This window comes from Comamonas denitrificans (assembly GCF_042654745.1).
Lineage (GTDB): Bacteria > Pseudomonadota > Gammaproteobacteria > Burkholderiales > Burkholderiaceae_C > Comamonas > Comamonas denitrificans.
The window spans coordinates 37,133-51,621 of record NZ_JBHSEY010000002.1 but is presented as its reverse complement, the minus strand read 5'-3'; the positions used below and the strand labels follow the sequence as shown (position 1 = coordinate 51,621).

Annotated in this window: 11 protein-coding genes and 1 pseudogene; 8 read left to right on the top strand and 4 right to left on the bottom strand. The window is 61.5% G+C overall.

Going from position 1 to position 14,489, the window contains the following annotated elements; genetic code table 11:
* Positions 1–7: 7 nt before the first annotated feature.
* A complete protein-coding gene (locus tag ACFO24_RS01150) occupies positions 8–445 on the bottom strand; it encodes a universal stress protein (protein ID WP_207575019.1) in 438 nt (145 codons plus the stop codon).
* Between the two features lie 529 nt (positions 446–974).
* Between ACFO24_RS01150 and sufB the strand changes: the two genes are divergently transcribed.
* From sufB to ACFO24_RS01115, 7 genes are all read left to right on the top strand, one after another.
* Positions 975–2,444: a Fe-S cluster assembly protein SufB gene (gene sufB / locus ACFO24_RS01145; RefSeq protein ID WP_377736415.1), complete on the top strand. Its 1,470-nt coding sequence runs from the start codon at positions 975–977 to the stop codon at positions 2,442–2,444.
* Between the two features lie 77 nt (positions 2,445–2,521).
* Positions 2,522–3,280, top strand: coding sequence for a Fe-S cluster assembly ATPase SufC (sufC, locus tag ACFO24_RS01140; RefSeq protein ID WP_207575080.1), 759 nt, complete (start codon positions 2,522–2,524; stop codon positions 3,278–3,280).
* Between the two features lie 10 nt (positions 3,281–3,290).
* Positions 3,291–4,514, top strand: a complete 1,224-nt coding sequence (locus ACFO24_RS01135) for a SufD family Fe-S cluster assembly protein (protein WP_377736361.1) — start codon at positions 3,291–3,293, stop codon at positions 4,512–4,514.
* The gene (locus ACFO24_RS01130) at positions 4,511–5,764 is read left to right on the top strand and encodes an aminotransferase class V-fold PLP-dependent enzyme (RefSeq protein WP_377736358.1); all 1,254 of its coding nucleotides are present in this window, start codon (positions 4,511–4,513) and stop codon (positions 5,762–5,764) included. Before ACFO24_RS01135 ends, ACFO24_RS01130 begins: the two co-directional genes overlap by 4 nt.
* Positions 5,761–6,243: a Fe-S cluster assembly sulfur transfer protein SufU gene (gene sufU, locus ACFO24_RS01125; RefSeq protein ID WP_377736355.1), complete on the top strand. Its 483-nt coding sequence runs from the start codon at positions 5,761–5,763 to the stop codon at positions 6,241–6,243. Before ACFO24_RS01130 ends, sufU begins: the two co-directional genes overlap by 4 nt.
* Complete coding sequence (gene sufT, locus ACFO24_RS01120) at positions 6,240–6,794, top strand: putative Fe-S cluster assembly protein SufT (RefSeq protein ID WP_207575024.1); 555 nt, start codon at positions 6,240–6,242, stop codon at positions 6,792–6,794. The genes sufU and sufT overlap by 4 nt, the downstream gene beginning before the upstream one ends.
* A 144-nt stretch (positions 6,795–6,938) precedes the next feature.
* Positions 6,939–8,225: an O-acetylhomoserine aminocarboxypropyltransferase/cysteine synthase family protein gene (locus tag ACFO24_RS01115; protein ID WP_377736351.1), complete on the top strand. Its 1,287-nt coding sequence runs from the start codon at positions 6,939–6,941 to the stop codon at positions 8,223–8,225.
* Between the two features lie 143 nt (positions 8,226–8,368).
* Here ACFO24_RS01115 and ACFO24_RS01110 read toward each other — a convergent pair whose 3' ends face one another.
* The gene (locus ACFO24_RS01110; RefSeq protein ID WP_377736414.1) at positions 8,369–8,986 is read right to left on the bottom strand and encodes an OmpW/AlkL family protein; all 618 of its coding nucleotides are present in this window, start codon (positions 8,984–8,986) and stop codon (positions 8,369–8,371) included.
* Between the two features lie 219 nt (positions 8,987–9,205).
* Between ACFO24_RS01110 and ACFO24_RS01105 the strand changes: the two genes are divergently transcribed.
* Positions 9,206–9,427, top strand: coding sequence for a hypothetical protein (locus tag ACFO24_RS01105; RefSeq protein WP_207575026.1), 222 nt, complete (start codon positions 9,206–9,208; stop codon positions 9,425–9,427).
* A gap of 99 nt (positions 9,428–9,526) precedes the next feature.
* Here the strand turns inward: ACFO24_RS01105 and purL are convergent, their stop codons facing one another.
* Together purL and ACFO24_RS01095 are read right to left on the bottom strand one after the other, a co-directional pair.
* Positions 9,527–13,540 (bottom strand): phosphoribosylformylglycinamidine synthase, encoded by a 4,014-nt coding sequence (purL, locus tag ACFO24_RS01100; RefSeq protein WP_377736349.1) that lies wholly within the window; start codon positions 13,538–13,540, stop codon positions 9,527–9,529.
* Between the two features lie 173 nt (positions 13,541–13,713).
* Positions 13,714–14,456 (bottom strand): annotated as a pseudogene (locus ACFO24_RS01095) (putative bifunctional diguanylate cyclase/phosphodiesterase); the annotation flags it as partial.
* Positions 14,457–14,489: the final 33 nt, after the last annotated feature.

Sequence of the window (14,489 nt, the reverse complement as noted above, 5' to 3'; positions counted from 1 at the left end):
AGATCGCTTACGAGCGCACGACCAGCACCGGAATGTGCGCAGCTTGCAAAACGCGTTGCGCAACACTGCCCAACACCAGTTTTTCCAGCCCTCGGCGGCCGTGCGAACCCATCACAATCAGGTCAGCCCCAACGTTTTCTGCCACGCGCACCACGCCTTCATGAATGGCATGGCCTTCACCCACCAAGGTCTTAGTGGACACGCCAGCTTCATCCAAAAGCTTTTTCACGTCTTCAAGGGCTTTGTTGGCCTCGGCCGTAGCAGCACTCAGGTACTGAGCCTGACCATACGCAAAGTCTGCCCCCACACCGGTGAATGGATAAGGATCGAGCACATACACCGCCGTCACCTCGCTGCCAAATGCCTTGGCCAAGCCGGCTGCCTTGCCAACGGCCTGCATTGAAGTGGCCGAACCATCGACCGGAACCAAAATGTGTTTAAACATACGCACCTCCTAAATGAAATCTATGGATGGCACCAGCATAGAACAAATCGATGTGCCATCAGCGCAAAATCAAACCGCTTGACTTGATTTATGCGCCCTTTTTGTTTTTCTAAGGCCAAAAACATCCCTTTTCTGCAGCGACTGCCCCATGCGTATTGCGATAGCCAGACTGGCGGATATTCAGGAGCAGGCCGGGAAAGGTCTCATGCATGATGCGGTTATCGCTCAGCACTAATCACAGACTGCATTTGGCGATGGAAAATCATCGGAACCTTGCCCATACAACTTGCGCACAGGCAAGTGCTTTGTGCAGACCTCGTCTAGATAAAAAATCTATGCCCCTATCCTCTTTAAAATGGGCTGCTTTAGCTCATTTTTTAAACCATGGGGCCAGTCCTTTTGTGCAGCCCTGTGCAATCCCCATAAAAAAATTGCGGGCTCCCGGTAACTTTGCACAGAGGATTGCAAAGATACATATGATATTCATGTTTATTTTATAAAGTACAACTCCATGGCATCTTCTCCAGACATGACCTCCCCCATCAGCCCGGACAAGCCCCAGGAAGAGGCTTTGAACCAGGCCTTGCAGCGTCCCTACCAGCATGGTTTTGTGACCGATGTCGAGTCCGAGAGTCTGCCCCCTGGCTTGAACGAGGACACGATTCGCGCCATCTCCCGCATCAAAAAAGAGCCAGAGTTTTTGCTCAATTGGCGCTTGGCCGCATTAAAACGCTGGCAAGGCATGGAATTGCCCGAATGGGCGCGCTTACAAATCAGCCCGATTGATTTGCAAGCGCTGTCGTATTACTCGGCCCCCAAGTCGCTCAAAGACCGGCCCAAGAGCCTAGATGAAGTCGATCCCAAGTTGCTGGAAACCTACGAAAAACTGGGCGTGCCGCTGCACGAACGCGCCAAGCTGGCCGGTGTGGCGGTGGATGCCGTGTTCGACTCGGTCTCGGTGGGCACGACTTTTCGCAAGCAATTGGCCGATGTTGGCGTGATTTTTTGCTCGTTCTCGCACGCAGTACACACCCACCCCGAATTGATCGAGAAATACCTGGGCACCGTGGTGCCGCAAACCGATAACTACTATGCAGCGCTGAACTCGGCCGTGTTCTCCGACGGCTCGTTTGTCTATATCCCCAAGGGCGTGAAGTGCCCGATGGAGCTGTCCTCGTACTTTCGCATCAACGCCCAGGGCACCGGCCAGTTCGAGCGCACGCTGATCATTGCCGAAGAAGGCAGCGAAGTGAGCTACCTGGAAGGCTGCACCGCCCCCCAGCGCGATGAAAACCAGCTGCACGCTGCCGTGGTCGAGCTGATCGCCCACGACGATGCCTACATCAAATACTCCACCGTGCAAAACTGGTACCCCGGCGATGAAAACGGTGTGGGCGGCATCTACAACTTTGTGACCAAGCGCGGCCTGGCCGCTGGCAAGCGCTCGCGCATTGCCTGGACGCAGATTGAAACCGGCTCGGCCATCACCTGGAAATACCCCTCCTGCATCCTGCGCGGTGATAACTCCAGCGGCGAGTTCTATTCCATCGCCGTCTCCAACCACCGCCAGCAAGCCGATACGGGCACCAAGATGATCCATATCGGCAAGAACACCACCAGCCGCATTGTCTCCAAAGGCATCAGTGCGGGCCGGGCGCACAACAGCTACCGCGGACTGGTGCGCATCAACGCCGGGGCCGAAGGGGCGCAAAACCATACGCAATGCGATTCCCTGCTGATCGGCAGCGAGTGCGGGGCCCACACCTTCCCCTATGTCGATACTGCCCGCAGCGATGCCATGGTGGAGCACGAGGCCACCACCACCCGCATCTCGGAAGAGCGGCTGTTTTACTGCCAGCAGCGCGGCATTGATCCTGAAGAGGCCACCTCGCTCATCGTCGGCGGCTTTTGCCAGGCGGTGCTCGAAGAGCTGCCCATGGAATTTGCCCTGGAGGCCAAGGCCTTGCTCTCAGTTTCGCTAGAAGGCTCCGTAGGCTAGACAACAATTAAAGACATAAACCATGCTGAAATGCTTTAAATACAAGCGCCAGCAGCTATCAGATTAAAGAATTAAGGATATTTATGAGCACCCCTGTTTTACAAGTTCGTGATCTGCGCGTTGATATTGGCGAGCGCACCGTGCTGCAATCGATCACGCTGGATGTGCAACCCGGCAGCCTCACCGTGCTGATGGGGGCCAACGGCAGTGGCAAAAGCACCCTGGGCATGGCCTTGGCCGGCCACCCGCACTACAAGGTCACCGCTGGGCAAGCCATTCTGGACGGCAAAGACCTGATCCAGCTACCCGCCCACGAGCGCGCCCGCACCGGGTTTTTCCTGTCGTTTCAATCACCGCCCGATATTCCGGGCGTCAAAAACAACCTGTTCATCCGCACCGCCTTGAATGCCGTGCGCGAATCCAAGGGCGAAGCACCACTGGATGCGTTTGACTTTTTGAGCGGTGCCAAACAAGGGGCAAAAACCTTGGGCATGCCCATCACCATGCTCAATCGCCCCGTCAATGAAGGCTTCTCCGGCGGCGAGCGCAAGCGCAACGAGCTGCTGCAACTGACCCAGCTCAACCCCCGCGTGGCCCTGCTCGATGAAATCGACTCCGGCCTGGACGTGGACGGCGTGCGTGCCGTGGTCGAGCTGGTGCAGCGCATGCGGGCCCAAGGCACGGCCTTTATCGTCGTCTCGCACTATTTGCAAATGATTGAATCGCTGCAGCCCGACCAAGTGCTGCGCTTAGACCAGGGCCGCATTGCCGAGACCGGTGGCCTGGAGCTGGCCCGCAGCATTGCCGAAACCGGCTTTACCCGCGCTACGGCTTAAGGGAGCCGGCATGAGCGAGATTTTGGACATCACCCAAGCGCAAGCCCAGCTGCAAACCCACGGCTGGATTGCCCGCAAGAGCGAAGCCTTTCACCACCTGCCCCCACCGGCCTTAGAGACCTGGCTTGGCACCGAGCCCGCCGCCGTGGCCAGCACCCAGGACTGGCAAGTCACCGTGCAAGACGGCGCGGCCAGCGTGCAAGTGCAGCACTTGAGCGCCCTGAACGCCGCAGAACGCGCCACCCTGTTTGCCGACCTGCCCGCCCCCCAGGGCGAGGCCGCCCCCTTTGCCTGGGCGCACCGCGCCCTGTGCCGCCAAGGGCTGCGCATCCAGGTCGCCGCCAACGGGGCCAATGCCGCCCCAGTGCGCCTGCATATCCACCACACAGCCCATACCGCCGTGGATGCACCCTTGGTGGTGCTAGACGTGGCCCCCGGCGCCCGCTGCCTGCTGCTGCACACGCACAGCCGCAGCGGCAATCTGCAGCAAATCACGCAAAACCTGCACATGCACATTCGCGTGGGTGAAGGTGCGGTGCTGCAGCACCTGCGCATTGCCGATGTGCGCACCGCCGACCACCTGGCCCACACGCAAAATGTGGACGTACAAGGCCACGCACACTACCACCAGGCCCTGTGCACCAGCGGCTGCGCCTACCAACTGCAGCGCAGCGATATCGACCTGCATGGCCCCGGTGCCTGCGTGCGCCACGCCGGCCTGCTGCTGACGGGCACGCACAATGTGGACCACCAGATCTACACCCGCCACAACGCGCCCGATACCGACAGCCACGTGCAAATGCTGGCCCTGGCCAGCGGCAAATCGCGCAGCGTGGCCAATGCCTTCACCTACATTGCCCCCGGTGCCCGCGATGCCAACGTGCACCAGCGCCTGTGGGGCATTGCGCTGGATGGCCAGCCGCGCCTGATCCTGCGCCCGCACCTAGAAATCCTGCACGACCAGGTTGCCGCCGTGCACGGGGCCACCTGGGGTGCCTTGCCGGAAGATGCCCTGTTCTACGCCCAGCAGCGTGGTCTGGCCCCCGACACCGCCCGCAGCCTGATCATCGAGGGCAAAGCCCGCGCCCTGCTCGAACGCGCCCTGCCCAACATCGAAAGCGATGGCGAAGGCGAGGCCAGCAGCAGCCTCTTGAGCGCCTGGCTCGAGGGCGACTGGCTGCCCCAGGCCATCAACGCCCACCTGGCCGCCACCACCCTTCAGGAAAGCGCATGACCGACCAAGCCCCTGCCCTGCTCCAGCCCGAACTGCTGCGCAGCCTGTTTCCCGTGCTGCAGCAGCAGGTCAAGGGCCAGCCGCTGGCGTATTTGGACAACGCCGCCACCACCCAAACCCCGCTGCCGGTGCAGCAGGCCATGCTCGATTTTGAGCAGCATGACCGCGCCAACATCCACCGGGGGGTACACACCTTAAGCCAACGCGCCACCGATGCCTTTGAAGCCGCCCGCAGCACGGTGAAAGCCTTTATTGGCGCAGGCCAAGAGCACGAACTGGCCTTTACCAGCGGCACCACCGAGGCGCTCAACACCGTCGCCTTTGGCCTGTGGGGGGCTGGGCCGGGCAAAGCCTGGCTGCGCCCGGGCGATGAAATCATCGTCAGCGGCCTGGAGCACCACGCCAACCTGGTGCCCTGGCAACACGCGGCCCGCATGACCGGGGCCAAGCTGCGCATTTTGATGCCCGATACCCAAGGCCGCCTGCACCTGGCCGACCTGCAAGCCCTGATCACGCCGCACACCCGCGTGCTGGCCCTGACCGCTGGGGCCAACGCGACTGGCGAGCGCCCGCCCTTCGAGGCCATGCTCACCCTGGCCAAGCAAGCCGGGGCGCTGACGGTGCTCGATGCCGCCCAAGCCGTCGGCCACGCCATGCCTGATTTGCGTGATCTGGATGCCGACTTTATGGCCTTCTCTGGCCACAAAATGTACGGTCCAATGGGCACCGGGGCCTTGGCTGGTAAGCGCAAAGCGCTAGAACTTTTATACCCCCTGCGCCTGGGTGGTGACATGGTCGAGTGGGTCGAATACGACCGCGCCGGTTATGCCGCCGTGCCCACCCGCCTGGAAGGCGGCACCCCCAATGTCACTGGGGCCGTCGGCCTGGCCGCGGCCGCCCGCTTTATCGACCAGATAGGCCGCAGCCGCATTGATGCGCACCTTCACGCTTTGCGCGCGCAGGCCGTGGCGGGCTTGCAGGCGCTGGACGGCATCACCATCCTGGCCCCCCAGGCCCCACAGGCGGCATTGGTTTCTTTTGTTGTGCAGGATGTGCACCCGCACGATATCGGCACTCTGCTGGACGAGCGCGGCATTGCCGTGCGCACCGGCCACCACTGCGCCGAACCACTGCACAACCACTTTGGGCTGGGGCCAACCACCCGTGCCTCATTTGCCCTATACAACACCGCAGCCGAGGTGAGCCGCCTGATCGACGGCATCGCCCATGCACTGAAAGTTTTACGATGAGTTCTGTAGAAAACGATCTCTACCAAGAAGTGGTGATGGAGCACAAACGTGCCCCGCGCAACTTCGGCCACTTGGATCACCCCAGCCACCAGGCCCAGGGCACCAACCCCTCATGCGGCGACCGTGTGGCCGTCGAATTGCTGCTCGATGGCAACACCGTGCAGGACATCCGCTTCAGCGGCCAGGGTTGTGCCATCTGCATGGCCTCCACCTCGATGATGACCGAAGCGGTCAAAGGCCAGGATGTGGCCCTCGCCCAAGCGCTGCAACAGCACTTTCGCGCGGTTCTGACGGGCGAAGAAGACCCCGAAGAAGCCCCGCTGGGCAAGCTGGTCAGCCTGGCCGGCGTGCGCCAATACCCCAGCCGCATCAAATGCGCCCTGCTGGGCTGGCACGCGCTGATGCACGCCATTGCTGGCAACCAAGAAGCGGCCAATACCGAAGATGGCATCCCCGCCACCGAAGGAGGCGTTGCATGATGAACCGCCGCCAACGCGAAGACGTTTTGGTCCGCCGCACGGTCACCGTGGAAACCATTCCCAGTGGCCAGCCTTTTGAACTGCAGGAAGGACAGCTGGCGCAAATCACCCAGGCCCTGGGCAGCTCGTTCACCCTGGTGGTCGAAGGCCAGCTGGTGCGCCTGCGCGGGGACGATGCCGATGCCATTGGTAAAGAGCCGCCTGAGAGCATCGTCGTGCCCGAGAACGTCTCTACCGCCGACATTGAGCCGCTGATTTGGGAAACCCTGAAATCCTGCTACGACCCCGAAATCCCCGTCAATATCGTGGATCTGGGCCTGATTTATCGCTGTGAAGTCACCCCCATTGATGCCCACGGCGATGTGCAGGTGGTAATCGACATGACCCTCACCGCCCCCGGCTGCGGCATGGGCGAGGCCATTGCCAACGAGGTGTGCGACAAGGTGCTGGCCCTGCCCAAGGTCGAGGACATCACCGTAAACCTGGTGTTTGACCCACCCTGGACGCGCTCCATGATGAGCGAAGAGGCGCAACTGACCCTGGGGTTGTAAACACGTTCTCAAGCGCCCCTGCCCCTGCCCCTGCCCTTGAACGGCGAAGGTGCTCCACGCCGGACAAACTGCCCAATTGCTTCACAATCGGCCGCTTGTCCGGCATTTTTATTTTTGCCTTTTCTTTTTTTGGAGACACATCCCATGCGCCTCGAAACCCTGGCCGTCCACGCGGGCTATAAAACCGAACCCACCACCCGCTCGGCCGCTGTGCCGCTGTACCAGACCACCTCGTACACCTTCGACAACGCCCAGCACGGTGCCGACCTGTTCGACCTGAAAGTGGCCGGCAACATCTACACCCGCATCATGAACCCCACCACCGACGTGCTGGAGCAGCGCGTGGCCGCGCTGGAAGGCGGCATCGGTGCCCTGGCCATGGCCTCGGGCATGGCGGCCATTACCGCTGCCATCCAGACCATTGCCGAGACCGGGGACAACATCATCAGCGCCAGCACCCTGTACGGCGGCACCTACAACCTGTTTGCCCACACCTTCCCGCAGCAAGGCATCGAAGTGCGCTTTGCCGATCCGCGCGACCCGGCCAGCTTCGCCAAACTGATCGACGCGCGCACCAAAGCCGTGTTCTGCGAATCGATTGGCAACCCCCTGGGCAATGTGACCGACATCCGCGCCCTGGCCGATGTGGCCCACGCCCATGGCCTGCCGCTGATCGTCGATAACACCGTGCCCAGCCCCTACCTGTGCCGCCCGTTTGAGCATGGTGCGGACATCGTCGTCCACGCCCTGACCAAATACATGAACGGCCACGGCAACAGCATCGGCGGTGTCATCGTCGATAGCGGCAAGTTCCCCTGGGCCGAGCACAAAGAGCGCTTCAAGCGCCTGAACGAGCCGGACGTGAGCTACCACGGCGTGGTCTATACCGAAGCCCTGGGCGCAGCCGCCTACATCGCCCGCGCGCGCGTGGTGCCACTGCGCAACATGGGCGCGGCGCTGTCGCCCTTCAACGCCTGGGCGACACTGCAAGGCATTGAAACCCTGCCCCTGCGCATGGACCGCATCTGCGAAAACGCCCAAAAAATTGCCGAAACCCTGCAAAACCACCCCAAGGTGGAATGGGTGCGCTACGCCGGCTTGAGCGACCACCCCGACCACGCTCTGGTGCAGCGCCAGATGGGTGGCAAGGCCTCGGGCATTTTGTCGTTCAGCCTGAAAACCGCCCCCGGCGAAGACGCGCGCGCCGCCGGTGCCCGCTTCCTGGATGCGCTGCAGCTCTTCCTGCGCCTGGTGAACATTGGCGATGCCAAGTCGCTGGCCACGCATCCGGCCTCGACCACGCACCGCCAGCTCAACCCCGAAGAGCTGGCCAAGGCCGGCGTGACCGAGGGCATGGTGCGCCTGTCGATTGGCATTGAACACATCGACGACCTGCTGGAAGACCTGAACCGCGCCCTGCAAGCCGTTTAAAAAAAGAGCAGTCTGCGCTGATAAACAAAAGGATTGAAGGCTATTACAGCATTCAATCCTTTAAAAATAAGCGTAAACAGCTATAAAAAAAGCCACCTTTGCAGGTGGCGTTTTTGCTTGGAGTCTTAGCAGGAAGGGCGTTCTTAGAAGCGGTAGCCCAGGCCCACGCCCACCAGCAGGGGATCGACCTTGAAAGTACCGACTTTGGTGCCGAACGAACGCACATCAGTCTTGATATAGACCTTTTTCACGTCAAAGTTGATCGACCAGTTTTTGTCCAGCGCGTAGTCAAAACCAATCTGCAGGGCTGGGCCAAAGCTGTTTTTCTTCACGGAAGGGTTCAGGGCAGCGTCAACGGCAGGATCAAACTTCACGCTGGAAAAGCGGGTGTAGTTAATACCAACGCCCACGTAGGGCTTGAACGCGCCCAGCTGGGTGAAGTGGTATTGGGCCAGCAAGGTGGGGGGCAGATGCTTGAGGCTACCGATCTTGGCACCACCAGCACGTACATCATGCTTTTGCGGATAGGTCAGGATCAGCTCAGCGGCAAAGTTGGGGGTGAAGAAGTAGGAGATGTCCAGCTCGGGAATCATCTTGTTGTTCACCGACAAATCCAAAGGAGTGCTGTCTTTGTTAGCGCTATCCAAATGCACAGCGCGGGCGCGTACCATCCATTTGCCATCTTGAGGGTAGTTTTGCGCCATGGCAGCGCCAGAAGTCAGTGCACACAAAGCGGCAGCAGCCAGCAGGGTTTTCTTCATCATGGTGAAAGGTTTTCAAGTGTTATCCGGGGACGGCCCCCGTGCTGCGTATTAGGCCCATGAGTCAAACGGTCAATATTGCTTTGCATCAAGAACTGGTAATTCCCCTTAGTTTTGTAACATTTCGTCCAACCGCCACAAACACCCCGTTTTTTCGCCGATTGAGCCGGCCACCTTGCGCCTACAGTGGCCCCATCGCACTCTTTTGGAGCCACTGCTATGGACCTTCGTTACGCCAGAGCCTTGCGCGATGCCAGCACGGCCTGGGCCCAAAACCACACTACCGATGCCATTACCTTGCAAGAGCTGCGCCGCCGCGCACCGCAAGAGGAACCCACCGTCAAAATGGTGACCGCGCCCAGCGCCACCCAGATGGCGCTGCTGCAACCCCAGTTGGCCGCGTATGGCAACTTGGGCACCAAACTCAATTTGTTTGCCTAAGCACCACGCACACACGCACGGTAGTAAAAGAGCTTCTAACGCTTACCAATAAAGCGTTAGAAGCTCTTTTTTTAGTAGCCCATCCTGGCCACTATTTTTTTACCCCAACCACTTGCGGGCATTGCGCCAGACGCGCATCCAGGGGCTGGCCGCGCTGGGGTCGCCGCTGGTCCAGCTCATTTGGATATTGCGGAACACGCGCTCGGGGTGCGGCATCATGGCCGTGAAGCGCCCGTCGGCCGTGGTCACCGCCGTCAGGCCGCCGGCGCTGCCGTTGGGGTTGAAGGGATAGACCTCGGTGGGCTGGCCGTGGTTATCAACATAGCGCATGGCCTGCACCACCTGATCGGCGTTACCGCGTGCGGCAAAGTTGGCAAAACCCTCGCCGTGCGAGACAACAATGGGCAGGCGGCTGCCCGCCATGCCTTGCAGGAAGATGCTGGGGCTGTCCAGCACTTCGACCATGGACAGACGCGCCTCAAAGCGGTGGCTTTGGTTTTGGGTGAAGCGCGGCCAAGCCTGGGCACCGGGGATGATGTCGGCCAGCTCGGCAAACATCTGGCAGCCGTTGCACACGCCCAGGGCAAAGGTGTCACCCCGGCCAAAGAATTGCTGGAACTGCTCGGACAGGCGTTCATTGAAGGTGATGGAGCGCGCCCAGCCAATGCCCGCACCCAGGGTGTCGCCGTAGCTAAAGCCCCCGCAGGCAACGATGCCCGCAAAGTCTTGCAAGTGCGCCCGCCCCGCTTGCAGGTCGCTCATGTGGACATCCACCGCATCAAAGCCGGCTGCGGCAAAGGCAAAGCCCATTTCCACCTGCGAGTTCACGCCCTGCTCGCGCAGGATGGCCACGCGCGGCTGGGCTTGCAGGTTCAAGTAGGGGGCGGCCACGTCGTCCTGCGGGTCGAACGTCAGGTGCACGTGCATGCCGGGGTCGTTGGCCGCGCCAGCGGCGGCATGTTCGCTGTCGGCGCAGGCGGGGTTGTCGCGTTGCTGGGCGATTTTCCAGCTCACGGCATCCCACACCTGGTGCAGGTTTTCCAAGCTGGCCCCAAAGACTTTTTGCGCATCGCGCCAGATTTGCAGCTCGCCCTTGCCCATGTCCACCGGGCTGGAGGCCGGGCGGGTTTTACCGATGATGTGGCTGCACTGAATCAGGCCATGCTCACGCAGCACCTGCATGACTTGGCTGCGGTCGGCGGTGCGAATTTGCAGCACCGCACCCAGTTCTTCGTTGAACAGGGCCCGCAGGGTCAGGTCTTCGCGGCGGCCGGCAATCTGCTGGCCCCAGTTTTTGCCCTCGCCCGAATCCATGCGGCCATCGGTAATGCCGTCGCCTTCGGTCACCAGCATGTCCACGTTCAGCGCCACGCCAACGTGCCCGGCAAAGGCCATTTCGGCCACCGTGGCCAGCAGGCCGCCGTCGCCCCGGTCGTGGTAGGCCAAGATCAGGCCTTGCTGGCGCAAGGCGTTTACGGCGGCCACCAGGGCCTTCAAATCGTCGGCATTGTCCAGGTCGGGCGTGGTATTGCCGCTTTGGCCCAGCACCTGCCCCAGGATGGAGCCACCCATGCGGTTTTGCCCCCGGCCCAGGTCGATCAAGACCAGCGAGCTGTCCGGCTCCTGCGCATCGAGCTGCGGCGTGAGCGTGCCGCGCACGTCGTCGATGGCGGCAAAGCCGGTAATGATCAAGCTGACGGGCGAGGTGACTTTTTTCAGCACTCCGTCCTCTTGCCATTGGGTGCGCATGGACAGGCTGTCCTTGCCCACAGGGATGGAAATGCCCAGTTGCGGGCACAGCTCCATGCCCACGGCTTTGACAGTGGCGTACAGATCGGCATCTTCACCCGGCTCGCCGCACGCGGCCATCCAGTTGGCCGAGAGCTTGACTTTGGACAGTTCGATCGGCGCGGCCAGCATGTTGGTGATGGCTTCGGCCACCGCCATGCGGCCCGAGGCCGGGGCGTTGATGGCCGCCAGCGGGGTGCGCTCGCCCATGGCCATGGCTTCACCCTTGAAGCCGGTGAAATCGGCCAGGGTGACGGCCACATCGGCCACCGGCACCTGCCAGGGGCCCACCATCTGGTCGCGGTGCGTGAGGCCCCCCACGGCGCGGTCGCCAATGGTGATCAAAAAGCGCTTGCTCGCCACCGTGGGGTGGGCCAGCACGTCAATCACGGCTTTTTCCAGCGGTACGCCGGTCAGGTCCATGGCCGGCAGGGTGCGCTGCACGCTGGTCACGTCTTTGACCATCTTGGGCGGCTTGCCCAGCAGCACGTCCATGGGCATATCGACGGGGAATTTCTGGTCGCCAGACTCCACCGCCGTGTCTTCCAGCACCAGTTGGCGCTGTTCGGTGGCCACGCCGATGACGGCAAACGGGCAGCGCTCGCGCTCGCAGAAGGCCTGGAACTGCGGCAGCGATTCAGGGGCAATCGCCAGCACGTAGCGCTCTTGGCTTTCGTTGCTCCAGATTTCCTTGGGTGCCAAGCCCGATTCTTCGAGTTGCACGGCCCGCAGGTCAAAGCGGGCACCGCGCCCGGCATCGTTGGTCAGCTCGGGGAAGGCGTTGGACAGGCCGCCCGCGCCCACGTCGTGAATGGCCAGGATGGGGTTGGCCGCGCCTTGCTGCCAGCAGTGGTTGATGACCTCTTGCGCCCGGCGCTCGATCTCGGGGTTGCCGCGCTGCACCGAGTCAAAATCCAGCTCGGCGGCATTGGTGCCCGTGGCCATGGAGCTGGCCGCGCCCCCGCCCATGCCAATGCGCATGCCGGGGCCGCCCAGTTGGATGAGCAGCGTGCCGGCGGGAAATGCGATTTTCTTGGTCTGCTGCGCCTCAATCACGCCCAGGCCGCCGGCAATCATGATGGGCTTGTGGTAGCCACGCACCACCTCGCCCACCTGCTGCTCGTACTCGCGGAAATAGCCGGTCAAATTAGGGCGGCCAAACTCGTTGTTGAACGCTGCGCCGCCCAGCGGGCCTTCGACCATGATCTGCAAGGGGCTGGCAATGTGCGCCGGTTTGCCCACGTCGCTGCCCCAGAGTTTGGACACCGTAAAGCCCGTCAGCCCCGCCTTGGGCTTGGAGCCCCGGCCGGTAGCGCCCTCGTCGCGGATTTCGCCGCCCGCGCCGGTCGATGCGCCGGGAAAGGGCGAGATGGCCGTGGGGTGGTTGTGCGTTTCCACCTTCATCAGCACATGGTGCAAGGCTTTTTCTTTTTGATAGCTAGGAGCGCTTGCCTGCTCTGCGTTTCCATCGTATTTGGCTATAAAACGCTCGACCTCATGGCCTTCCATGATGGAGGCGTTGTCGGCATAGGCCACGATGGTGTGCTGGGGCGAGGTGGCCTCGGTGTGGCGAATCATGCCAAACAGCGATTTCTCCTGCGCCACGCCGTCGATGGTGAACTGGGCGTTGAAGATTTTGTGGCGGCAATGTTCGCTATTGGCCTGGGCGAACATCATCAGCTCTACATCCGTGGGGTTGCGCCCCAGCTTGGTGAAGGCATCGACCAGGTAGTCAATTTCGTCGTCGGCCAGGGCCAGGCCCCAGGCAGTATTGGCGCGTTCCAGGGCGGCGCGGCCACCGCCCAGCACATCGACGAACTCCATCGGCGCAGCTTGCAGGGTGCTGAACAGCTGCTCGGCCTCAGCGCGGGTGGCAAACACCGATTCGGTCATGCGGTCGTGCAGCAAGGCGGCAATGTGCTCGCGCTGCGCGGCGGACAGCTCGGCCTTGCCCCCCAGCAGCCCGCCCTTCAGGGCGATGGCGTATTCGGTGATGCGCTCTATCCGGAACACGTCCAGGCCGCAGTTGCGGGCAATGTCCGTGGCCTTGGAGGCCCATGGCGAAATCGTGCCCAGGCGCGGGGTGACGACAAACACCGCATCGCCCTGCCCTGGCGCCGCGGCCGACTCACCATACGTCAGCAAGGCCTGCAAGCGCTGCTGCAAAGCACTGTCGGGGGCGCTTTGGCTCGCCACCAAGTGGACAAAACGGGCCGTGATCCCGGTGATTTTGGGGTGAATGGCGACCAGGTCGGTCAAAAGCTGTTGGCTGCGAAACGCGCTCAGGGCGTTTGCGCCCTCAAACTGTGTCAGATGCAAAGTCACAAGACGGCCTATGGGCAAAAAAGAATGGAAGTGGAAAAGAAAAGGGCAAAACGCAGGTGAACCACACCCGGCCCCTGTGCAAGACGGGGCCCGGCAATGAAGCATTGGGGAAACCACGCATTTTACCGGGGCAACGCCCGCACTGCGCCCACACCGGCGCATGGGCCAAAGGATTAGCAGGCTTTCCAGCTATCTTGCAACAAAAATGGCTCCAGCTCATGGGGCAAGCGCGGGCGGCTGAAGTAGTAGCCCTGGGCTTCATCACAGCCCAGGGCTTGCAGAAATTTCAGCTGCTCCTGGGTCTCCACCCCTTCGGCGGTAATGCGCAAGCCCATGGCCTGGGCCATGCGCACAATGGCATTGACCATGGCTTTATCGGCATCGCCATTGTCCATATCGCGCACAAAAGACTGGTCAATTTTGAGCTTGTAAGTGGGCAGGCGCTTGAGCTGGGTCAGCGATGCATACCCGGTGCCAAAGTCATCAATCGACAGGCGCACGCCCAGCTTTTGCAGTTCGGCCACGGTCTGCTCAACGGCCATCACCTCGCTCATGGCCGCGCTTTCGGTGAGTTCGAGCTCCAAGACCTAGGCAGGGATGTTGGCCTGCTCCAGCACCTGGCGCACCAAATCGGGCAGCTGGGGCTGGTGAAACTGCCGGGCCGACAAGTTCACCGACATGGTCAAGTGCAGCAAGCCTTTGTCGCGCCACGCTTTGAGCTGCTGGGCCGCTGTGGCCATGACCCACTGACCGATGGGCAAAATCAAGCCACTGCTTTCTGCAATCGGAATAAATTCAGCCGGGGAGACGGCACCCAGCTTCGGATGCTGCCAGCGCAGCAACGCCTCCACGCCCAGATCTTGCCGGTGTTGGCATCGACCTGCGGCTGGTAGTGCAAGCACAGTTGCTCACGCTCTAAGAACGTGTTCACGATCTCCTCATGGGTGTG